Source organism: Capnocytophaga sp. oral taxon 903, assembly GCF_013394785.1.
In the GTDB taxonomy this organism is placed as follows: domain Bacteria; phylum Bacteroidota; class Bacteroidia; order Flavobacteriales; family Flavobacteriaceae; genus Capnocytophaga; species Capnocytophaga ochracea.
This window is the reverse complement of record NZ_JABXYW010000002.1, coordinates 2,465,683-2,487,656: the sequence shown is the minus strand read 5'-3', so window position 1 is coordinate 2,487,656 and position 21,974 is coordinate 2,465,683. Positions and strand designations below refer to the sequence as shown.

At 39.5% G+C, this 21,974-nt stretch carries 22 protein-coding genes; 6 read left to right on the top strand and 16 right to left on the bottom strand.

The genetic code is table 11. The annotated features are described in order from the left end of the window. The 6 genes from HW279_RS10440 to secDF all read right to left on the bottom strand — a co-directional run bounded on the left by HW279_RS10440 (window position 1) and on the right by secDF (window position 7,832). On the bottom strand, window positions 1-252 hold the full coding sequence (locus HW279_RS10440) for a DUF3098 domain-containing protein (RefSeq protein WP_009410262.1): 252 nt from the start codon (window positions 250-252) through the stop codon (window positions 1-3). 27 nt (window positions 253-279) lie between these two features. Next, window positions 280-1,158 carry a cell division protein FtsX gene (locus HW279_RS10435; protein ID WP_002672636.1) on the bottom strand — a complete coding sequence of 293 codons (879 nt, stop codon included), beginning with the start codon at window positions 1,156-1,158 and terminating at the stop codon, window positions 280-282. Between the two features lie 412 nt (window positions 1,159-1,570). Further along, window positions 1,571-2,752, bottom strand: coding sequence for a proline dehydrogenase family protein (locus HW279_RS10430; RefSeq protein WP_009410265.1), 1,182 nt, complete (start codon window positions 2,750-2,752; stop codon window positions 1,571-1,573). A 25-nt stretch (window positions 2,753-2,777) separates the two neighbouring features. Further along, entirely contained in the window at window positions 2,778-3,137 is a 360-nt protein-coding gene (locus HW279_RS10425) for a four helix bundle protein (protein ID WP_178959050.1), read from the bottom strand. Between the two features lie 164 nt (window positions 3,138-3,301). After that, window positions 3,302-4,708 carry a dihydrolipoyl dehydrogenase gene (gene lpdA, locus HW279_RS10420; protein ID WP_178958941.1) on the bottom strand — a complete coding sequence of 469 codons (1,407 nt, stop codon included), beginning with the start codon at window positions 4,706-4,708 and terminating at the stop codon, window positions 3,302-3,304. A 136-nt stretch (window positions 4,709-4,844) separates the two neighbouring features. After that, window positions 4,845-7,832, bottom strand: a complete 2,988-nt coding sequence (gene secDF, locus HW279_RS10415) for a protein translocase subunit SecDF (RefSeq protein WP_178958940.1) — start codon at window positions 7,830-7,832, stop codon at window positions 4,845-4,847. Window positions 7,833-8,135: 303 nt separating this feature from the next. On the opposite strand from secDF, the gene HW279_RS10885 reads away from it, so the two are divergent. From HW279_RS10885 to HW279_RS10395, 5 genes are all read left to right on the top strand, one after another. Beyond that, window positions 8,136-8,312 (top strand): hypothetical protein, encoded by a 177-nt coding sequence (locus HW279_RS10885; protein WP_218975869.1) that lies wholly within the window; start codon window positions 8,136-8,138, stop codon window positions 8,310-8,312. A gap of 355 nt (window positions 8,313-8,667) precedes the next feature. After that, a complete protein-coding gene (locus HW279_RS10410) occupies window positions 8,668-10,260 on the top strand; it encodes a peptide chain release factor 3 (protein WP_178958939.1) in 1,593 nt (530 codons plus the stop codon). A gap of 120 nt (window positions 10,261-10,380) precedes the next feature. Next, window positions 10,381-11,313: a phospholipase A gene (locus tag HW279_RS10405; protein ID WP_178958938.1), complete on the top strand. Its 933-nt coding sequence runs from the start codon at window positions 10,381-10,383 to the stop codon at window positions 11,311-11,313. A 99-nt stretch (window positions 11,314-11,412) separates the two neighbouring features. Continuing rightward, window positions 11,413-12,024 (top strand): TetR/AcrR family transcriptional regulator, encoded by a 612-nt coding sequence (locus HW279_RS10400; protein ID WP_009417847.1) that lies wholly within the window; start codon window positions 11,413-11,415, stop codon window positions 12,022-12,024. 170 nt (window positions 12,025-12,194) lie between these two features. After that, the gene (locus HW279_RS10395) at window positions 12,195-13,541 is read left to right on the top strand and encodes a TolC family protein (RefSeq protein ID WP_178958937.1); all 1,347 of its coding nucleotides are present in this window, start codon (window positions 12,195-12,197) and stop codon (window positions 13,539-13,541) included. A gap of 78 nt (window positions 13,542-13,619) precedes the next feature. Here HW279_RS10395 and HW279_RS10390 read toward each other — a convergent pair whose 3' ends face one another. From HW279_RS10390 to HW279_RS10350, 9 genes are all read right to left on the bottom strand, one after another. After that, a complete protein-coding gene (locus HW279_RS10390; RefSeq protein ID WP_178958936.1) occupies window positions 13,620-14,192 on the bottom strand; it encodes a DUF3109 family protein in 573 nt (190 codons plus the stop codon). A 3-nt stretch (window positions 14,193-14,195) separates the two neighbouring features. Beyond that, the gene (gene recR, locus HW279_RS10385) at window positions 14,196-14,816 is read right to left on the bottom strand and encodes a recombination mediator RecR (RefSeq protein WP_178958935.1); all 621 of its coding nucleotides are present in this window, start codon (window positions 14,814-14,816) and stop codon (window positions 14,196-14,198) included. Between the two features lie 18 nt (window positions 14,817-14,834). Continuing rightward, on the bottom strand, window positions 14,835-15,302 hold the full coding sequence (locus tag HW279_RS10380; RefSeq protein WP_178958934.1) for a low molecular weight protein-tyrosine-phosphatase: 468 nt from the start codon (window positions 15,300-15,302) through the stop codon (window positions 14,835-14,837). 126 nt (window positions 15,303-15,428) lie between these two features. Further along, the gene (nadD, locus tag HW279_RS10375) at window positions 15,429-16,016 is read right to left on the bottom strand and encodes a nicotinate (nicotinamide) nucleotide adenylyltransferase (RefSeq protein WP_178958933.1); all 588 of its coding nucleotides are present in this window, start codon (window positions 16,014-16,016) and stop codon (window positions 15,429-15,431) included. After that, on the bottom strand, window positions 16,013-16,579 hold the full coding sequence (gmk, locus tag HW279_RS10370; RefSeq protein ID WP_178958932.1) for a guanylate kinase: 567 nt from the start codon (window positions 16,577-16,579) through the stop codon (window positions 16,013-16,015). Before gmk ends, nadD begins: the two co-directional genes overlap by 4 nt. A gap of 28 nt (window positions 16,580-16,607) precedes the next feature. After that, the gene (locus tag HW279_RS10365; protein WP_053580767.1) at window positions 16,608-17,462 is read right to left on the bottom strand and encodes a YicC/YloC family endoribonuclease; all 855 of its coding nucleotides are present in this window, start codon (window positions 17,460-17,462) and stop codon (window positions 16,608-16,610) included. A 165-nt stretch (window positions 17,463-17,627) separates the two neighbouring features. Next, a complete protein-coding gene (locus HW279_RS10360; RefSeq protein ID WP_178958931.1) occupies window positions 17,628-18,656 on the bottom strand; it encodes a quinone-dependent dihydroorotate dehydrogenase in 1,029 nt (342 codons plus the stop codon). A gap of 29 nt (window positions 18,657-18,685) precedes the next feature. Beyond that, window positions 18,686-19,453 carry an alpha/beta fold hydrolase gene (locus tag HW279_RS10355; protein ID WP_178958930.1) on the bottom strand — a complete coding sequence of 256 codons (768 nt, stop codon included), beginning with the start codon at window positions 19,451-19,453 and terminating at the stop codon, window positions 18,686-18,688. A 236-nt stretch (window positions 19,454-19,689) separates the two neighbouring features. Next, window positions 19,690-20,673, bottom strand: coding sequence for a hypothetical protein (locus tag HW279_RS10350; RefSeq protein ID WP_178958929.1), 984 nt, complete (start codon window positions 20,671-20,673; stop codon window positions 19,690-19,692). Window positions 20,674-20,744: 71 nt separating this feature from the next. Between HW279_RS10350 and HW279_RS10345 the strand changes: the two genes are divergently transcribed. Then, a complete protein-coding gene (locus HW279_RS10345) occupies window positions 20,745-21,494 on the top strand; it encodes an SAM-dependent methyltransferase (RefSeq protein ID WP_178958928.1) in 750 nt (249 codons plus the stop codon). 67 nt (window positions 21,495-21,561) lie between these two features. Here HW279_RS10345 and HW279_RS10340 read toward each other — a convergent pair whose 3' ends face one another. Then, window positions 21,562-21,909, bottom strand: coding sequence for a hypothetical protein (locus HW279_RS10340; RefSeq protein ID WP_178958927.1), 348 nt, complete (start codon window positions 21,907-21,909; stop codon window positions 21,562-21,564). Window positions 21,910-21,974 lie beyond the last annotated feature (65 nt).

Below are 21,974 nucleotides of genomic sequence, written 5' to 3'. Positions count from 1 at the left end.
TTATTTTTCGTCTTGTTTTTTATCAGTTTTAGGATTTACCAGAATGGCGTAAATTTCAATGGCAAAACCTAAAAGTACCAAAGCAGGAGCTAAGTGAATACGTCGGAAATTGAAAATAGAGGGGTCGAACACAGCGGGATTATCGCTACCACCACCGCTCATTGTTATAAAACCAAGGGCTATTACTATTAAGCCAATAGCCATAATAAGATAGTTTTTCTTTTCAAAAATGAAAGTTGAATGATGTTTCATCAGTGATTAATTATTAATGATTAATGGTTAATAATAAAGGTCGTTGGTATTGAGGTTTAGGAAACGTTGTGTAGCAAAATAGGTGCTTAGCCAACTGATGAGTATCCCAATGGTTATAATGCTTATAAAAACAATGCTTAAAGTACCAGTGTCCATTAAGATATTAAACTCAGGGTATGATTTTACAATAGCTAATAACGATAGATAGAAAAGCACTATGGCTATTAGAGCGCTGAGAATGCCCAAGCGTACATTTGTCCATAAAAACGGACGGCGTATGAAACTGCGCGTAGCCCCTACTAATTGCATTGTTTTGATAATAAAACGTTTGGAATAAATGGAGAGGCGAATAGAGGCATTGATAAGCAAGATAGATACAAAAGTGAATAGGGCGCTGAAAATTAATGTAACAATACCTATTCTGTTCACATTTTCGTGAATAAGAGCTACCAAAGATTGGTCGTACACTACTTCGGTAACAAAAGAGTTTTGCTCTAACTCACGTTTGATTTCGCGCATCTTATCGGGCTCGGCATATTCGGCTTTTAGGCTTAAATCGATGGTGTTTTGCAGAGGGTTAGTACCGATGAAGGTAACAAAATCTTCGCCGATATCCTTACTGAACTTTTCGGCAGCAACTTCTTTTGATACGAAACGCACTGACTTTACAAAACTCGCTACCGAAAGAGTTTTCTGTAACTGTTCGATGTCGGCATTTTTAGCGTCGTCCTTTATCAAGACGGTAACGGTTACTTGCTCTTTGAAGTAATTGGCTAATTTATTAGCACTTAATACTAAAAAACTAAAAAAGCCCATAAGAAAGAGCACTAAGGTAATGCTCACTATTACCGAAAAATAGGAGGTAATTAATCTTCGTTTGTTAAATGAATCGATGGAACGTGCCATTCTTATATTTTTTGTTTTAAGATAGAAAATCACGCAAAAGTACAACTTTTTTTTGAATTAGCAACTAATTTAATACCAATAATGCTAATAATGCCAAAAATACCAAATCAATGGCAAGTGACGGTGCGAGCCACACGGGCAGATAAAGAAAAGACGAAGAAAACCTCCCCCTTACACATACCCAGCTTTCGCTGGCTTCCTCCAAAGGGGGAATGTAGCGACACAAAAATGAAAGAGTGACGAACAAAAGACGAAGAAAAGACGAAGAAAAGACGGTGCGATTCGAACGGGCAGATAGAGAAATGACGAACAATGAGCGAAGGTAAGAGGGTAGTAATTGGGAATAAAAAGAACTCTCGTTTTTGCGAGAAGTGCAAAAACGAGAGTTGCAACGAATAATAAAAACTTATTTTTACTGATTAGCAGTTTCTTTTCGGCGCTTTTTCTCTGCTTTTAGCAAAGTGAGTTCACGTCCTGTTTGCCCTGCTACTGATGTATTTTCTTCGGCTCGGCGGATAAGGTAAGGCATCACTTCGCGCACGGGACCAAAAGGCAAATACTTGGCTACGTTATAGCCTTCCTTAGAGGCATTGAAGCTGATATGGTCGCTCATACCGTAGAGTTGTGCTATCCACACGCGTTTGTCGTTAGGTTGCAAGCCTTTTTTGTGCATCAAATCCATTACTAGGGCAGCACTTTCTTCGTTGTGAGTACCTGCAAAGAGCGCAATCCTATCGATATGGTCAATAATATAGCGCACAACAGCGTTATAATTATCGTCGGTTGCTTGCTTGCTGGGGCAAATGGGAGTGGGATAGCCTAGCTCAGCAGCGCGTTCGTTTTCTTTTTCCATATAGGCACCTCGTACAATTTTTACGCCTATGTAGAAGCCTTTATCTACGGCACGTTCATAAAGTTCTTTTAGGTAAGGCAAACGGTCGTGGCGGTACATTTGCAAGGTATTGTATACGATAGGTTCTTCTTTGTTGTACTTCTGCATCATCTCTTCTACGAGGTCATCGGCAGCAGTTTGCATCCAGCTTTCTTCGGCGTCTACCAAAATAGGAATTTTATACTCGTAGGCGCGCTTGCAGGCTGCGTCGAAACGAGATTTGATGCGCTCCCATTCTTTTTCTTCTTCGGGGGTAAGGGCTTTTTTCTCGGTGAGTTTTTGGAAGATGGCAAAACGCCCAAATCCCGTAGGTTTAAATACCACAATAGGAATACCTTCGTTGCGATGGAGATTACCAAAATCGATGGTTTCCATTGTTTTTTCGAAAGTAGCTTCGATAGAGGATTCGTCTTCTTTACCTTCTACGGAATAGTCGAGCACAGAGCCTACTCCTTTTTGATGCATCTTTTGGATTACGGGAAGGCAGTCTTGTTCGGAGATACCTCCGCAGAACTGCTTAAAGACGGTGCGCTTGATGAGTCCTTCGACGGGTAGGCGCAGTTTTAAGGAGAAGTTGGTAAGGGCAGTGCCCACACGAGTAAGGGTATTACTGCCAATAAGTTTAAAAAGGCGGTAAGCCCAGTTGAGTTCGGATTGGCTTTTGAGGGCAAAAGCGGTTTGGGTATCGGAAAATCTACTCATAATATTAATGGTTAATTATTAATGATTAATGGTTAATTGTAGTTTTTGCTGTTTTGATACTACTGTTTAGCAGTTTGATGAGTTCTACAGCATCGGCTGAAATACTTTCGTACTCTTTTAGAGTAATATATTTTGTTTCGAATAGTAATTCTAACCAATACAGTGTTTCATTTATTTCTTTTTGGGCAATAGATAACTTATGAACGAAATCTACTTTACTCTCGGCGTGTTCTGATTCACGAACCATTGCACCTATTGAAGTGCCACTGCGCAAGAGTTGTTTAGAGAGCACAAATTCTTTCTTATTTTCAGATTGATATTTATAAAAATTAACAATTCTGATAGCAAGAGCTAAGCTCTTTGATTTTAAAATACTTTCTTTTATAAATCTATATGCTACTGATTAGTTGAGGCAAAGTTACTATTTATTTTGAAAGAAACAAACTTTTTCTTAATTATTTTTATCACTGTATTTACCACTAATCATTAATTGCAACGTATATCCTTCTATGGGACTTAAATCTTTATTACCTGTATAGGCATCGGTAGTTAACTATGGATAGCGCGGTTTTCGGTGGTAGCAAGAGCGGCTTCCTTTATTGCTTCGGTAAAGGTAGGGTGAGCGTGGCAGATGCGAGCGATATCTTCGGCACTAGCACGGAACTCCATTGCGGTAACGGCTTCGGCTATCATATCGGCAGCACGAGCTCCAATGATGTGTACGCCGAGCACTTCATCGGTTTGGGTGTCAGCTAAAATCTTTACAAAGCCGTCGGTATCCATACTGGCACGGGCGCGCCCTAAGGCACGAAAAGCAAATTGCCCTACTTTATAGGCTATGCCGTCAGCTTTTAGTTGCTCTTCACTTTTGCCTACTGAAGCTACTTCGGGCCAAGTGTAAACGACACCAGGGATAAGATTATAGTCGATATGAGGTTTTTGTCCAGCGAGTTGTTCTACTACCAATACGCCTTCTTCTTCGGCTTTATGGGCGAGCATAGCCCCGCGTACTACATCACCTATGGCATAGATGTTAGGCACATTGGTTTGCAGGTGGTCGTTTACTATTACCCTACCGCGCTCGTCTTTCTGTACACCTGCTACTTCGAGGTTAAGACCCTCGGTATAAGGGCGACGACCTACGGCTACTAAGCAGTAATCACCTTTAAGGATAAGCTCTTCGCCTTTGGAGGTAGTAGCTTTTACAGTTACCGTTTTGCCCTTGCGAGTTACTTCTTTCACCTGATGACCTGTATAGAAAGCAAAGCCTTGTTTTTTGAGTACTTTGGTGAGTTCGCGCCCTAAGCCTCTATCCATCGTAGGGATAATGCTATCGGTGTATTCTACTACCGACACTTTAGCTCCTAAGCGACTGTATACTTGCCCCAATTCTAAGCCTATTACGCCCCCACCAATTACGATGAGGTGTTCTGGTACTTCTTTTAGCTGGAGGGCTTCAGTAGAAGTAATAATACGTTCTTTATCGACTGTAATAAAAGGTAAGGAGGCAGGTTTAGAGCCGGTAGCAATAATGGTGTGCTTGGCTTCTATGGTCTCTGCTTTGCCTTTATTAGGAGTAATCTTAATTTGTGTGGGTGATACAAAGCTCCCTACCCCGGTAAAAACGTCTACTTTGTTTTTCTCCATTAGGAATTTTACTCCTGCGCAAGTTTGCTCTACCACAGATGCTTTACGAGCAATCATTTTCTCTAAGCTAAACTTTACTTTGCCTGTGATTTCAATACCGTGGGCTTCGAGGTGTTTGGAGGCGTTTTCGTAATGGTGAGAAGAGTCGAGTAAGGCTTTAGAAGGGATACAGCCTACATTAAGGCAAGTGCCTCCTAAGGTATTATATTTTTCAATAAGGGCAGTTTTAAAGCCCAATTGACCTGCACGAATGGCAGCTACATAACCGCCAGGACCTGAACCGATGATAACGATGTCGTATGTTTTCATATTACTTAGTTTTTTGAAAGGCAAAGTTAGGGTTTATAATTGATATTTGCAAACAGTTTTTCACTTTTTTCACCAGCATAGAAAAAGGGACTATCCTTTTTAGGACAGTCCCTTTTATATACTCAATAACTAAATGTTACTTTTTAGATTGCTCTTTAGTATGGTCAGCTTCGTCTTTTACAGTGTCGTAAATGATAGGAGCTGCCACGAAGATGGAAGAGTAAGTACCGATGAGTACCCCAATAATCATTGCGAACATAAAGCCACGCAAGGTTTCACCACCAAATATAAAGATAGTAACTAGTACTGCCAAAGTAGTGAATGAGGTGTTCAAAGTACGACTAAGGGTAGTGTTGAGTGCGTGATTGATTTTCTCTCTTGACCAATGAGGCTCACGCATTACTTCCCTGATACGGTCGTAGATAATCACCGTGTCGTTTAGTGAGTAACCTACTACTGTAAGGATAGCCGCGATAAAGGCTTGGTCGATTTCCATATTGAAAGGCATAATGCTATAAGTGAGCGAGTAGATACCGAGTACCATTAGCACGTCGTGCGCTGAAGATACAATCGCACCCATAGAGAACTGCCATCTTCGGAAACGGAATAAGATATATAGACCGATTACAATAAGCGAACCGATAACTGACCAGAATGCACTGCTCTTAATATCCTCGGCAATAGTAGGTCCTACTTTCATAGATTGCATAATACCAATCTTATCAGTAGAACTAGCTTTAGCAAAACTATCAAATGAAGTACCTTCAGGTAAGAATTTCTGTAAGCCTTTGTACAAGAGCTCTTGTATTTCATTATCTACTTCAGTACTTTCTTCTTGTACTTTGTATTTGGTAGAAATTTTAACTTGGTTAGGAGCACCAAAAGTCTTCACTTCCACATTTCCTAAAGTAAGTTTGAGCGCATCGGCTACTTGGGTAGGGTTTACTTCGTGCTCAAAACGAATTTGGTAAGTTCTACCACCTACGAAATCGATACCTTGGTCGAGACCACGAGTAGAGAGAGAAATGATACCTATTATTGATAGGATAATAGAAAAAGCATATCCTATTTTGCGCTTGCCAATGAAGTTGAGATCTACATTTTTGAACCAGTTCTTAGTAATAGGAGTGGTGAAAGTAAGCGTGTGTTTTTTCTCAACGCTATAGTCGATAAACAAGCGAGTGATGAAGATAGCGGTAAACAAAGTAGTCGCAATACCGATAAGCAAGGTAGTTGCAAAACCTTGGATAGGACCACTACCAAAGAACAACAAGATAAGAGCAGTAAGTGCTGTAGTAATGTTAGAGTCTAAGATAGACGATAGGGCGTGTTTGAAACCATCAACTACTGCTTGATTGATGTTCTTACCTTTGCGTAGCTCTTCTTTCGACCGCTCGAATATCAGCACGTTCGAGTCGACTGCCATACCAATGGTAAGCACGATACCCGCAATGCCAGGGAGCGTAAGTACAGCTTCTATACTTGCTAACACTCCAAATATAAGGAGTATATTGAATACCAAAGCGAGGTCGGCATAAATACCCGCACGACCGTAGTAGAATATCATCCACGCAAAGATGAAGATAGTAGCGATAAGGAAAGAGTTCATACCGCTATCGATAGCTTCTTGTCCCAAAGAAGGTCCTACGATTTCAGATTGTACGATATCAGCACTTGCAGGTAATTTACCAGCACGGAGCACGTTAGCAAGGTCGACAGCTTCATTTAAAGTAAAATGCCCTGTAATTTCAGAGCGACCTCCTGAAATAGCACCTGTAGTTACTCCTGGTGCTGAATATACGATGTTATCGAGTACGATAGCAATATTGGTGTTTTGAGTAAAAGCTTTGCCAGTAAGCGCTTCCCAAATGCGTGCTCCTTTGCCGTCCATTTGCATAGATACGGCGGGCTGGTTGCGAACATCATAGGTTTGTTCGGCTTGGGTTACTACGTTACCTGTAAGAGGGGGGGTGTTATCGCGGTTACCTTTTAGGGCATAAAGTTCGATAAGGGAGGTCTTTTTATCAGGTTTACCCCAAGCGAATTTTACATACTGCAATGAAGCAGGAATCAAATGTTTTGCTTCGGGAGAATTGATATAGCTATTTACTTGAGCAGTATCTTTTAAACTTACGGTAAAAAGTACTGGAGAACCTTCATAAGAATTAGCTTTGATAAGGTCAAATAAAGGGTTGCCTTTTCCTTGTTGAGTTGGAACAGAATCCTTCTTTACATCAGTAAGTAGAGAGTCGATAGCACTACTACCTGATTGAGTAGCTGCTGTGAGCGTATCTTTTACTTTATCTGTAGTTTTAGCAGTAGATTTAAGTTGCGCGTTGAGGGCTTGTAAATAAGGGAAAACATCAGTATTCTTATAAGTTTCCCAAAATTCAAGCTGAGCGGTACTTTGCAAGAGAGATTGCACACGAGTGATATCTTTGGCACCAGGAAGTTCTACAAGGATACGACCTGAGTTACCAAGACGCTGGATATTAGGTTGAGAAACGCCAAATTTATCGATACGTTTGCGCAATACCTCGAAAGCAGATACGATAGACTCGTCTACGCGTTTTCTGATGATAGGGCGCACCTCACTATCACTCATTTGGAAGTTGATTTGGTCGCTGAGGGTTTTATTAGCGAACACATCGGGGGAGGCTAATTTACCTCCGTTCTTAGCGTAAGCCTCGAAGAACAAATCCAAATAGGTTTTGTCGGTTTTGCGGAGCTGTTCATCGGCTTCGGCTAATGATTTGTTAAAGATAGGGTCTTTGGAGTTGTCAGCAAGACCTCTCAAGATGTCTTTTACGGAAATTTGCAGAATCACGTTGATACCGCCTTTAAGGTCAAGACCGCGGTTCAATTCTTTAGCTTTTACTTCACCATAAGTGAATTTTGTAAAACCGAGGTTATAGACATCTTGCCCCATTTTATCGTCCAAATACTTAGCTTCTATAGCTTCGCGTTTAGCGATATAGTCAGCTTGAGTATTAGGCACTTTTGCCTCAGCGAATGCTTTGGCTTCATCTTCTACTCTACCTGCCACGTAGGTGAATGAAAGCTGATAAATACATATTAGCCCAAACAATATGGCAAATAGTTTCACAAGTCCTTTGTTTTGCATTTTTTTAATTAAATAATTTACTTATTTTATCTCTTCAAACGGCAAAGATATATATTTTACTGAACATAGAAAAATAAAGTCCTAAAAAATTATATTTTATTTATATTTGAAAGGCTGGCATAAGGGGTATATATTCTTATATATTTATTGATTATCAAATGGATAAATGAGTTTAATACCACAATGCCAAAAATGCTAATAATACTGATTGTTTAATGATTAATGTTTAATGATTAATGGTTAATTTGGGAGAAGCTTATAGGAAAGACGAACAAAAGACGAACAAAAGACGAACAAAAGACGGTGCGAGCCGCACGGGCAGATAAACAAAAGACAAACAAAGAACGAACAAAGAACGAACAAAGAACGAACAAAGAACGAACAAAGAACGAACAAAGAACGAACAAAAGACGGTGCGAGCCGCACGGGCAGATGGAGAAAGAACGAACAAATGACGGTGCGAACTGCACGGGCAGATAATGAATAAACGAAGGAAGGGTGGGGGTACGTTGAGGTTAAGAGGAGGATTAAATTAAGGTAAAGTGAATTTTTTACTTATTTATGTCTCTTTTTGGAGTTTATTCACTACTTTTGCACCCGATTTTTGGATAAAATATTAGTAAGAATGAAAAGAATCTTATTAATATTCATTGTGGTAGCGCTGTTGTTTACAACTTATGGTTGTTCGTATGTAAGCACTTACGAAGAATGTTCGACCAAGAAGGTAACAGCATTAATGATAGTGAACACGCTACTAATTATACCCTTAAAAAAACTAATTAATAAATTAGCAAATTAGCAGATTGGAAAATTAGCAGATTAGCAAATTAACTTTATGTCTTTACAACAAGAAATACAAAAACGCCGTACCTTCGGCATCATCTCTCACCCCGACGCGGGAAAGACAACCCTTACCGAAAAACTCTTACTCTTCGGGGGGGCTATCCAAGAAGCTGGTGCGGTGAAATCGAATAAAATAAAGAAAGGAGCTACCTCCGACTTTATGGAGATTGAACGCCAACGTGGGATTTCGGTAGCTACTTCGGTGCTGGCTTTTAACTACAAAGAGCATAAAATAAACATCTTAGATACTCCCGGGCACAAGGATTTCGCCGAGGATACCTTCCGCACTCTTACGGCTGTGGACAGTGTAATCGTGGTTATTGACGTTGCCAAAGGGGTGGAAGAGCAAACCGAAAAACTCGTTGAGGTGTGCCGTATGCGCAATATTCCTATGATTGTGTTCATTAATAAGTTAGACCGTGAAGGGAAAGACGCCTTTGACCTGTTGGACGAAGTAGAACAGAAGTTGGGCTTAAAGGTTACTCCGCTGAGTTTCCCCATAGGGATGGGATATGATTTCAAAGGGATTTACAACATCTGGGAGAAGAATATCAACCTTTTTTCAGGCGACAGCCGTAAGAATATAGAGGAGACTATTGCTTTCAACGATATTAACAATCCTGAATTAGAGAAGATTATATCCGAACAATCTGCCGAGAACCTCCGTTCCGATTTGGAGTTAGTGTATGAAGTATATCCTAAATTTGATAGAGAAGCCTACCTCAGAGGAGACCAACAACCTGTATTTTTTGGCTCGGCATTGAATAATTTTGGGGTAAGAGAACTCTTGGATTGTTTTGTGGAAATTGCTCCTTCGCCACGCCCGAAAGCCAGTGAAGAGCGCATCGTAAACCCTGAAGAACCTACTTTTTCGGGCTTCGTCTTCAAGATTCACGCAAATATGGACCCTAACCACCGCGACCGTTTGGCGTTTGTGAAAATTGTTTCGGGCACTTTCGAGCGTAACAAACCTTATTTGCATACGCGTTTGGGCAAGAAGTTGAAGTTCTCCAGTCCGAATGCTTTCTTTGCCGAAAAGAAAGAAGTAGTGGATATCTCGTATGCGGGGGATATTGTAGGATTGCACGATACGGGGAACTTTAAGATAGGCGATACACTCACCGAAGGTGAAGTATTGCACTTTAAGGGGATACCGAGCTTCTCTCCTGAGCACTTCCGCTACATTAACAATGCTGACCCACTGAAATCTAAACAATTAGAAAAAGGTATCGACCAGCTAATGGACGAAGGGGTGGCACAGCTCTTTAAGTTAGACTTCAACGGTCGCAAAGTAATTGGGACGGTAGGAGCACTCCAATACGAGGTAATTCAGTATCGATTAGAACACGAGTATGGAGCAAAGTGTAGTTATGAAAACTTCCCTATTTATAAAGCTTGTTGGGTAGAGACGCCTGAAAACCCCAAAGATGCTGAGTATCTTGATTTCTTACGCGTAAAACAGAAGTTCTTAGCACGCGATAAGCAGAATCAATTAGTCTTCTTAGCCGACTCAGCTTTCTCTATTGAGATGGTAAAACAAAAATATCCGAACTTAAAATTACACTTTACATCGGAGTTTGAGTAAGAAGAAGTATTGATATACATAAAGTATCAGAATAGAAAAAGTTTCCTCATATTAAAATGTAGGAAACTTTTTTTGTTTATAAAGTTTATTTGCTGTACTTTTGCACCCGCAAAAAACAAAATGATGAAATACACTTTATTTATAATGCTCTTGGCTATTGCGACACCTATTTTTCCTCAGGAGGTGGAGAATGACACATTGCAGGAACTTCCTAAGACAGGAATAAAAGCCGATAGAAGAGCCCAGTTAGAGAGGGCTATTTCTAAGCTATGGGAGCTTGACCGAGAAGACCAGCGGGGTACTTTTAAATTTGTGGATTACTTACCTATGTACGTAATGCCTTTCCGTTTTACGGATAAACCTACGGAACAACCTATAAGTTTGAACCCCGACCGACCTATACCCGAATGGCGCGACTACCAGCACGTAGAGGTAAAATTTCAAGTGAGCTTAAAAGCTAAGATTATGCAAGATGCTTTTGGGAAGGGTGATGTGTGGGTAGCTTTTACTCAGCAATCGTATTGGCAGATGTACAACGGTGAGCTTTCACGTCCGTTTAGGGAACTGAATTACGAACCTGAATTGATATTTACTTACCCGCTGAACCTCTCGGTGGGGAATTTTAAAGTGAAAATGGCAGGACTATCCGTAAACCACCAATCTAATGGTAAAGAAGCGGCACATTCCCGCAGTTGGAACAGAATTATTTTATTAGGTATTTTCCAATGGAATGATTTAATGATTATCAGCCGTTTTTGGTGGCGTTTCTCAGAAAAGGCAAGAGAAGATGACAATCCCGATATTGAGAATTATATAGGACGTTGTGAATTGAGCATTGCTTACCCCTTCCGTAAAAATGTTTTTAATTTGCGAGTGAGGAATAATTTAAATTTTAAACATAATCGCGCACACGTAGAGCTGAACTGGATATATCCGCTGAGTCGCGACCTGCGTATTTTATTGCAAGCCTCTCACGGTTATGGTGATTCTCTTATCGATTACAATTACAAACAAACTATTGTGGGAGTAGGCTTTACTTTCTTGAGTCTTTAAACAGATAAGAAGTAAGAGGTAAGACGTAATAATGGAAACTTTTTTTGTTTATTAAGTTTTTTTGTTATACCTTTGCCCCCGAATTTAAAGATGAGAGAGATGAAAGAAGATATTGTAAAACGTGCCTTAAACGACTTTATGCAGTATGGGTTTAAAACCTTTACTATGGATGATTTGGCTAACAAAATGGGGATGTCTAAAAAGACACTTTATGAGTATTTTCCCTCTAAAAGCGACTTGGTAGAAGCTACATTAGATTACGCTTTAGAGATGAGTTGTAAAAATGCAGATACTTTTGTACAAGGAGAAGGTTCAGTGATAGAAAATGTATACCGCAACCAAAAAAAGGTTCAGGAAGTTTTCAACATCAATAGTGACCGCCCTATTTGGGAGTTACAAAAATACTATCCTAAAACATACGAACGTATGGAAAGTGAGTTCGCTAAAACTGATGGACTTTTTATAGATAAACTCTTAGAAAAAGGTTGGCAAGAAGGCCTTTTTAGAAAAGATATCAATGTAGACTTTTGTAAGATTTTTTATACTAGTGTACAACGTCTTCGTTCTATAACCCGCACTTTTCCTGAAAGAGAATTTCCCTTCTGGGAAACTATCTATACTATTTTAGAGTACTTTTTTAGGATACTTGTCAATGAAAAAGGACTTAAAGAATTAGAACGAGTGCTTAAGGAGGTAAAAGATAAAAGGTAAAAGGTTAATTTAATATTATAATACTAAAAATGCCAATAATACCAATCATCAGAGGTGAAAAAGTAAGGTCAGCGAGAGAAGGGTATCTGAATAAATAAAGTAAAAAGAAGTTATAACAGAATTAAAAGGACAATATATAAATAAGCCTATTAATAGGCAATACAATTATTATGAAAAAAATCATTACGAGTGCTTTGTTGTTCCTCAGTTTTATGAGCTTTGCACAACAAAAAGAATTGACTTTAAAAGACGCTATTCGTTATGCTTTAGAAAATAAAGCCGACGCTGAGAAAGCGCGATTGGAAGTAACCAAAAGCGAATACAAAATACAAGAAGTACGCGCTAACGCACTGCCTAATATTTCGGCTTCGGGCGGTATGGTGTACAATCCTAAGTTACAAGCTACTTATATTGATGGTAGCACATTTGCTTTCCCGGGTATGCCCGCAAGTAATGAGCCTATAAAGATGGAAATGGGGCAAAAATGGTCGGCTAATGCTGAAGCAAAACTTACCCAAGTGTTGTTTAATCAATCCGTGTTTATGGGCTTGAAAGCGGCTCGTACGACACGTGAGTTTTATATGCTTAACCAACAGCTTACCGAGAATGAAATCATTGAGAAAGTAGCACAAGCCTACTATCAAGTATACCAAACCCGACAAACATTAGAAAATATAGAAAGTAATTTGGCTCTTACCGAGAAAACGGCTAATGTTGTAAAAGGGTTAAACCAATCGGGGTTGTCAAAGAAAATAGACGTTGACCGCACTACTGTGGCTGTAAATAATCTCAAATCGGCACGCCAACAAGCCCTTAATGGGGTACAACTCTCGGAGAACGCGCTCAAATATATGATAGGTATGCCGATGAATGAAGCAATTACTCTGCCTAAAGAAGGCTTTGAAGCCAATTACGATTTGGCTTTTGAGAAAGGTAATAGCAATACTCGTATAGAGCTACAAGTACTCGAAAAACAAAAGCAACTTCTTGACCTCAATACCAAGGTACAACGTGCAGCACTTTATCCATCATTAGCGTTGCAGGCTACTTATGGTTATTTGAGTATGGGACCTAAAACACCGATTATTTACGGCAAGAAAGATAAAGTGTACGGAGCTGACTATTCGGCTATTACATTGGGAGTGAATATACCTATATTTTCGGGTTTTGGTACACGTGCTAAGATACACCAAGCACAGATAGAAAGTCAAGCGCTTGAAGCGACCCTTAAAGACACCCGTTTGGCAATGGATTTGGCTTATGAGAATGCCCATAGTAGACTTACTAATAACCTTCTTACTATTGATTCGCAAAAGGAGAATGTAAAGCTTGCAGAAGAGGTATTGCTCAACACTCAAAACAACTACCAACAAGGTTTGGCTTCCCTTACAGATTTATTGGAAGCAGAACGCTCTTTATCGGATGCTAAAAATAATTATACCAATGCTTTGTTGGACTACAAATTAGCAGAAATACAGTTGCTAAAATCACAAGGGAAGTTAGAGACAATGAAGTAAGAAATCCCATAATATCTATATAAGAAAGAGACAGTACAATATTAAAAGTACTGTCTCTTTTATTTTGTTATTTGTATGTTACTTTTTCAAGTGCTCAGCTATAAGCTCTAATTCTTGGTACCACTCTTCTCCAAACTTTCTAATAAGAGCCTCTTTTACGAATTTGTAAATAGGCACTTGTAACTTTTTACCCAAGACACAAGCATCATCACATATAGGACTCCAACGATGGTAATTGACTGCTGTGAAGGAGCTGTACTCTTGTAATCGTATAGGATATAAGTGACACGATATAGGTTTCTTCCAGTCTATCTTTTTATCGTTATATGCTTGCTCGATAGCACAAAGAGCCCAACCTTTCTCATTGCGTACTACATAAGCGCATTCGCCTCCATTGATGAGCGGAGTTTCCCATTCGCCGTCTTCTCCTTTGATGTATACTCCTTGCTCCTCGATAGCTGTACGACCTTCCTCGGTAAGGTAAGGAGCTACTTTGGGATAAATGCGCTTCATCACTTTTAGTTCGCTTTCTTCTACGGGTGCTCCTGCATCACCTTCTATACAACAAACACCTTTACAAGCATTGAGATTGCATACAAAATCGCAATCTATGATATCTTCCGAAATAATGGTATTGGCTACTTGTATCATATTTTAGACGGCTTTAATAGCTTTTTCAAAAGGAATGCGCTGAGTAATACTTCTGCCCAAAGTTACCTCATCAGTATATTCGAGTTCGCCTCCTACGGCTATGCCTCGGGCAATGGTAGAAATGGTGATATGGTAAGGCTCTACTTGTTTGTAAATATAGAAATTGGTAGTATCGCCCTCCATTGTATTGCTCAGAGCGAGGATTAGTTCAGTTACTTTACCTGTCTTTACTTTTTCTATCAGTGAGGCAATATGTAGATTGGAAGGAGCGATGCCATCGATAGGGGATATTTTACCTCCTAAGACGTGATACTGACCAAAGAATTGTCCTGTGTTTTCTATTGCCATTACATCTCTAAAATCTTCTACAACACAAACGACTCCCGTATCACGCATAGGGTTAGCACATATCTCACATAAATCTACATCGGAGATGTTGTAGCAGTTTTTACAATACTGTATATGGGTGCGTAAAGCCACAATAGCTTGTGCCAATTGTAGTGATTGCTCTTCGGGTTGTTTGAGCAGGTGCAAGGCTAAACGCAAAGCCGTACGTTTGCCTATACTAGGCAATTGTGCTATTTCGTAGACGGCGTTTTCTAAGAGTTTAGATGAGAAGTCCATTTTAGGAGATAATAGTAGTTAGGGGTTAGGAGATAGTTTGTGAGCAACTTTGGTGCAAGCCTCGTCAATGAGCTGATAGACGTTTTCGAAATCAGCTTCTGTGCCGTAATAAGGGTCGGGGATTTCGTGTTGTGTCATTCCACCCAAAGCATCAGCTAAGAAATGTACTTTAGTACGCTCTTTTTCGTTCTTAGCAAGCCGGATAACGTTTTGGTAATTGCTTTTATCCATTACGAAAATATAATCGAAAAGGGCAAAATCTTTGGCTGAGAACTGACGACCTCTAAGCATAGAGATATCTACTCCGTGTTTTTTGCCAGAGGCGATAGAACGAGTGTCAGGAGCATCGCCTACGTGATAGTTGGCGGTACCAGCTGAATCTACTTCAAAGTTATCGGAAGGGAGTTTGCTCCTCATCACGCCTTCGGCTAAAGGAGAACGGCAAATATTGCCTAAGCAAACCATTAGTATTTTCGTTTTTTTCATATATTAAAAGAGATAAGACTTACGCCTTAGAAATTAAACAAAGATATTATTGGTTTTAACTTAGCCAAAGTGTGAAACTTTGGCTAAGTGTATGACGCAAAAATGTTAATTATTACTTGTCAATTGTTAATTGAAATAGAGTCCTAATTTATCAATGTATTGCCATACTTTTTCGGGGAGGAGCGGACGTATATTGCGTCCAGCTTTGAGCTCTTCACGGATAAAGGTGGCTGAGAGTTCGATGATAGGGGCGGGTACACGGGTGATATGCTGGTGCTCAGTTAAAGCTTCGGGCACTGTGCCTTCTGAAATACGAGGATAGACATAAATAGGGTAATTTGCTAAAATATGCTCGTAGTTCTTCCATTTGTGAAAGCTCTTTAAGTTGTCTTCCCCCATAATTAGGGCAAAGTTAGTATTAGGGTGTTTTTCCTCTAAATAGGCTAAGGTATTAACTGTGTAATTAGGTTGTGGCAAGTGAAACTCGATGTTTGAGGCGCGTAACTTGGGATAGCTCTCTATTGCCAAATTGACCATTTCCAATCGCAAGTGGTTGTCTAATAACGATTGTTTTTCTTTAAACGGATTTTGAGGTGTTACCACAAACCACAGTTCGTTCATTGCACTGTGCTCTACCAAATGATTGGCGATAATGAGATGCCCTATATGAATAGGGTTAAACGAGCCAAAGAATAAGCCTATTTGTTTTTTCATCGGTTGATAAAATCGGTTACTATGCGCTCAGCCTCTTGTAGGGCTTGTTGTAGATTATCGTTTTTGATAATCACATCAAACTGGTGAGCAGTTGCCATTTCTTGTTCGGCTTTGTTGAGACGCATTTGTATTTTCTCCTCTGTTTCAGTCTTACGGTTGCGCAAGCGTTCTTCTAAGACAATAAGGCTTGGCGGTTCAACAAATACTGCTAAGGTTTGTTCTGGATATTGTTGTTTGAGACGGAGACCTCCTGCGACATCAATATCGAATATCACATTCTTTCCCTTTGCCCATAGGCGTTCTACTTCTGATTTTAATGTGCCGTAATAACAACCTGTGTATACCTCTTCCCATTCCATAAATTCGTTGTGCTGAACACGTTTTTTGAATTCATCAGCAGAAAGGAAATAGTATTCTTTGCCGTGTTGTTCTTCACCACGAGGAGCACGAGAAGTAGCCGAAATAGAAAAGGCTAAGTTTAGTTTTTTGAGCGAGAGTAAATGTCTCACTATGGTAGTTTTGCCGCTCCCAGAAGGAGCTGAGAAAATAATTAGTTTGTTCATTTTTAGGTGTCAGGTGATAGGTGTCAGGTTACAGGACGTTTAATACTTGTTCTTTAATCTTTTCGAGTTCGTCTTTCATTTGGACTACTAACTGTTGCATAGGAGCGAAGTTAGCTTTTGAACCTAAGGTATTGATTTCTCTGCCTATTTCTTGTGCAATAAAGCTCAATTTACGTCCGTTAGAATCTTCGCTGTGAAGGGTTTCGAGAAAATAGTCTAAGTGTTTTTTGAGTCGGATTTTTTCTTCTGTGATGTCCAATTTTTCTAAGTAGAAAATGAGTTCTTGCTCAAAGCGGTTGGCATCTACACTCTGGATATCAGCTACCGCTTTTTCCAAGCGTTCGCGAATGAGCGCTAAGCGTTCACTGTCGAGAGCTTGTACCTCTTGCAGTAAGCTATCGATGTTACTAATACGCAAAACGAAGTCTTTTTCTAAAACTTTACCTTCTTGAATGCGGAAGGTTTGCAAATCGGTAATGGCGAGGCTGATATGTTCGAAAATAGCTGAAAGTTCTTCTTCGGAAACGCTTTCGGTAGTGGTTTGTAAGGCATCGGGCATACGTACTGCCATTTTTAGCAGTTCGGTAAGGTCACCATCAACAATAGTACGCATTTGCTCGATATAGGATTTTACGATATTAGGATTGATTTTAGAAGGTGTTTGTGTACCTGTATTTTCTACAAAGATACTAAAATCTACTTTCCCGCGCAAGAGTTGCTCGGCAATGAGTTTACGGAAATCGAGTTCTTTTTCGCGATACGCTTGCGGAATACGTGTATTGATATCAATACTCTTACTGTTTAGGGATTTGATTTCTATACTAATATGTTTATCGGTGAGAGATAGTACACTCTTGCCAAAGCCTGTCATTGACTGTATCATAATATCGTTTTTGAAAATAAGTGCAAAGGTATAAAATAATTAGTAATTGACAATATTTGTGAGGTGAGTATGTTTATAAATTTTCATCAAGATTTTTATTTTATCAATGCGTTTGGTTTGTATCGGTGAATTAAGAATCGCAAATAACAAATAACGGAAATAATGCTAATGTTGGTTAGAATTAGCAATTAGCTGTTTATTAATGCGCTTTATAAGACCTGCACCTTCGTAAATGAAACCTGTATAGAGCTGGATAAGTGAGGCTCCTGCTTCTAACTTTTCGAGGGCATCGGTTTCACTAAATATTCCTCCAACGCCAATGATGGGAAATGCGTGGTTGCTCTTTTCACTTAGAAAACGTATTACCTCAGTGGAGCGATTTTTTAGAGGTTTCCCACTAAGTCCGCCGGTTTCTTTTTGATTATCGGATACTAACCCTTCTCTACCAATCGTGGTGTTGGTAGCTATTACGCCTGCAATATGAGTTTCTTGTACGATTTCGATGATATCTGACAGTTGTTCGTCGGTAAGGTCAGGGGCGATTTTTAAGAGGATAGGCTTGGGGTTTTTATGGGTTAGGTTTGTATTTTGCAAAGTGCTTAAAAGCTGTTTTAGAGGTTCTTTTTCTTGTAATGTACGCAAATTTGGAGTATTGGGAGAACTTACATTTACTACAAAATAATCGACATAATTAAAGAGTTGTTCAAAACAAATCAGGTAATCGTTTACGGCTTCTTCATTTGGGGTAGTTTTATTTTTACCAATATTTCCTCCTATCAGTACATTGGTATTCTTTTTAAGGCGCTTTACAGCAGCTTCAACTCCTTCGTTGTTAAAGCCCATACGGTTTATAATTCCTTGGTCTTCTATGAGTCTGAACAATCGCTTTTTGGGGTTCCCCAGTTGTAGTTTAGGGGTAATGGTTCCGATTTCGATAAAACCAAAACCTAAATTGGCTAACTCTTTGTACAATTTAGCATCTTTATCTAAACCTGCGGCTAACCCTATGGGATTTTTGAAGTGTAGCCCAAAGACTTCGCGATGTAGAGAAGGGTGTTCTACATTGTATATTTTGCGAATGAGCAAAGGCACTAAGGGGATTTTGTGAACAAACTTTAAGTATTTAAATGTAAAGTGATGAGCTTTCTCGGGGTCGAGACTGAAAAGGAATGGGCGAATAAATAGCTTATACATATCTTGGAATTTGAGAAAAGGAGTTAAGATTAGGGTTGTGCCATAAAATTGCGCAGGGCTTCTATGGTTTCGGCTTCGTTCTCAATATATACTAAATGTCCTCCTGAAAGCAGGGTATAGCTTGCACCTGCTTTTTGGGCTAATGCTATCAAACTATCAGAAGGGATAAGAGCGTCTTTTTCACCCATAATGATATGCTTTTTAGCGGTTAGTTGTTCGAATAGTTCAGTGCGGTCGGGGCGTTGTTTCATTCCTAAGGAAGCTGCTTTGATACCTTCGTTAGGGGTGTGCATTGCTATATCGATTAGTTTGTTGAGTGCGGGTTTCATCAGTGTTTTGTTTTCATCGCTAAATAGGTTTGTAACGGCAGTGCGCACGAAGAGTTCTTTTTCTTCATCGATTACTTTCAGCACTCGGTCTCTATTTACTTTTTTCTCTGGGGAATCGGGTAGGGTAGTGGAGTTTAACAATACTATTCCTTCTACTTTTTTGGGGAATAACTCGGCAAAGGCTAAGGCTACATAACCTCCCATTGAGTGCCCCACGATGGTGCAATGTTCTATTTCTTCTTTTAGTAAGATATCGTTTACTTGGTTTGCCATCATTTCCATTGTGTGTACTGGGGCGATAGTGGGGCTCTGCCCGTGCCCTAAAAGGTCGATGGATAGTGTGAAATATTCGGTAGAGAGAGCTTTAGTAATAGGTTGCCATATAGTATGGTCTTCTAAAAAGCCGTGAAGGAAGACAATTGTCTTATTCTTTCTTTTTCCTTCTTTTTGATAAAATAACTGTTTCATTGTGATAATTAGTTTGTTAGGTACTTTTTTGGGTTTGTTTTGCTATTGTTGTAAGAGCTTGATAGTTAAGGGATAGATATAGGAAGCTTATAGGAAGCTTATACGAATCTTGGACGATAGATATAGAAAAGCTATACGAATGATATAAGGTAGTAATCCCTATTCTAATTTCGTTTTATATAAGATATGTTTCGTTTTGAGAGATAAGGTGCTTTTTAGAGCTGTTTAATAGAGGATTATTCTCTTGGAAAAGAGGTGTTTAGTAATCGTTCTTTACTCAGTACGACGCCTCCTTCGTCAGCTCCTTGTCCGCCTGCGTAGTTTACCCAATTAACGGTTTTCCAATGAGGGGTAACTGTAACGATGCGGGTAGAGCCAAAAGCCATATAGTAAGTAGTTTTAATGCCTTCGTGGCGGACGTCCATACCAGCTTGTATGCCTACTTTGGCGTTGGGAGTACTTGGGTCGAGACGTACCTCTACTTGCATATACACGCCTTCGACTTTGCTGGGGGTGAACTCTCCTACAGGTTTCATAAGTTTAGAACCAAAGTGGTTTACTAATATTTTGGCATCATACCATTTGCCGTCGTATTTTCCTGATTTGGCAATAGGGATAGTGGAATAGTTTTTTTCTTGTATTACTTTAATCTTCCCATTGCCTGCTTCTGTTACGATATCTTTATAATATGTAGCCGCCCACGTGATAGGGGCTTGGTCGGTAATATCAGTTTCAGGAAAATGAACTCTACGCCATACGTTTTCACCTTTGTAAAGCACGTAGAAGCGGAAGTTTTTTACATTTATCAAAGCGTTAGGGTTCTGATTGTTTTTTTCAGAAAATAGCACCCCCCAAAGGTTGTACAATTCAAAATATCGGTTTTCGTTAGGGTACTTGCAGTAGCCTTCTTTGCCATAAATTCCCCAATGACAACTTTTATAAATGATTTTGTTGTGATTAAGAGACGCAAAATTTAAGGCAGCCCCGATAGATATGTTACCTCCTTTTTCGAACAATCTGTTGGAAGTATTACTATAACCATTGAAAATGAAGGGAGTGTTGTCACTAAAATTTGTGTCGTGCCCTGCTTCGGTATTGCGCATAGCTTGTTGTAGCATTTGTTGGGAATGCTCAGAAAGGTTATTGCTGTTGCTGTCTTTATTACAGCTTATCAGTGTAATAACCGAGAAAATGATATTATAAGAGAGAATGTTTTTCATTTGTTGTGATTATAGATTGTTGAGATATACGCGACAAAGGTACAAATAATTAATCATTTAATACTATAAGTATGATGAAAAAAATATACCTTTGCAATCTGTTAGTAATGTTGATACAAACAACGATGGGAAATGTTTATTTAATACCGAACTTATTAGGAGGTGTTGCTCTTGATGTATTGCCAGCACAGGTGGCAAATGTAGTGCAATCACTTACTTATTTTGTAGTAGAAAACGAAAAGTCGGCAAGGAAGTTTATCAAGCTCGTTACTCCGGACAAGGTGCAAGCAGATTTAAAAATAGTTGTGATAGATAAGCACCATCAGGATACTGACTATCAGAGTTTCCTAACCTCTTGTATGGAAGGACATTCGATAGGGATTATCTCGGAGGCAGGTTGCCCAGGGATAGCCGACCCAGGAGCTGATATTGTGCGGGTGGCTCACCAAAAAGGACTGAAAGTGATTCCGCTGGTAGGACCTTCTTCGCTGTTATTGGCAATGATGGCGAGTGGACTTAATGGGCAGAATTTTGCTTTTAACGGATATCTCCCTATTGATAAACAAGAGCGAAAGAAGGCACTTAAAACCTTAGAGCGCAAAGCACGAGAAGGACAGTCGCAACTATTTATAGAAACGCCTTACCGCAATAAGCAAATGCTTACTGACTTGATAGAGACATTACAGGCTAATACTCTTTTATGCGTGGCTTGTGATATTACGCTTCCTACTGAAGAAATTAAAACACTCCCTATGCATCGTTGGAAGAAAACGAATATTGATGTGCAGAAGAGACCTACTATTTTTATTATAGGGAGCTAAAATGATATGTAACTTTATAGAAAAAGGCTATCTGAGAAGAATCTCAGATAGCCTTTTTTGTAAATTCTTATTGTACTGGCATTGAAGAAACAGCTGCCGCTGTTGCAAAAACAGTAGCTAAAAGAATAAGGATAACAAGCCCAATTAAAGAGAGCACAAGCCCTGCAATGGCTAATCCTTTAGGAGTTTTAGTAACACCTATACCTGAAAGGACGAGTCCTAAAAGCCAGATAATCCACCCTAAAACAGGAACCCAACCTAAGAATACAGCTATTAAAGCTAATACGAAACCAGCAGTGCCTATTCCGTTGCTCTTAGAGGAGTTTTGGATAATGATGGTTGGGTTGTTTTCTTTAGCAGTTTGCTGTTCTTGAGGAACAGATTGCTCTTGTGTTGAAGTTGTATTTTCTTCCATAAAAACTGAAAATTAAAATTACTCCCTACTCTGTTAAAGGCTTTTCGGGATATCGCCTTTTGCTA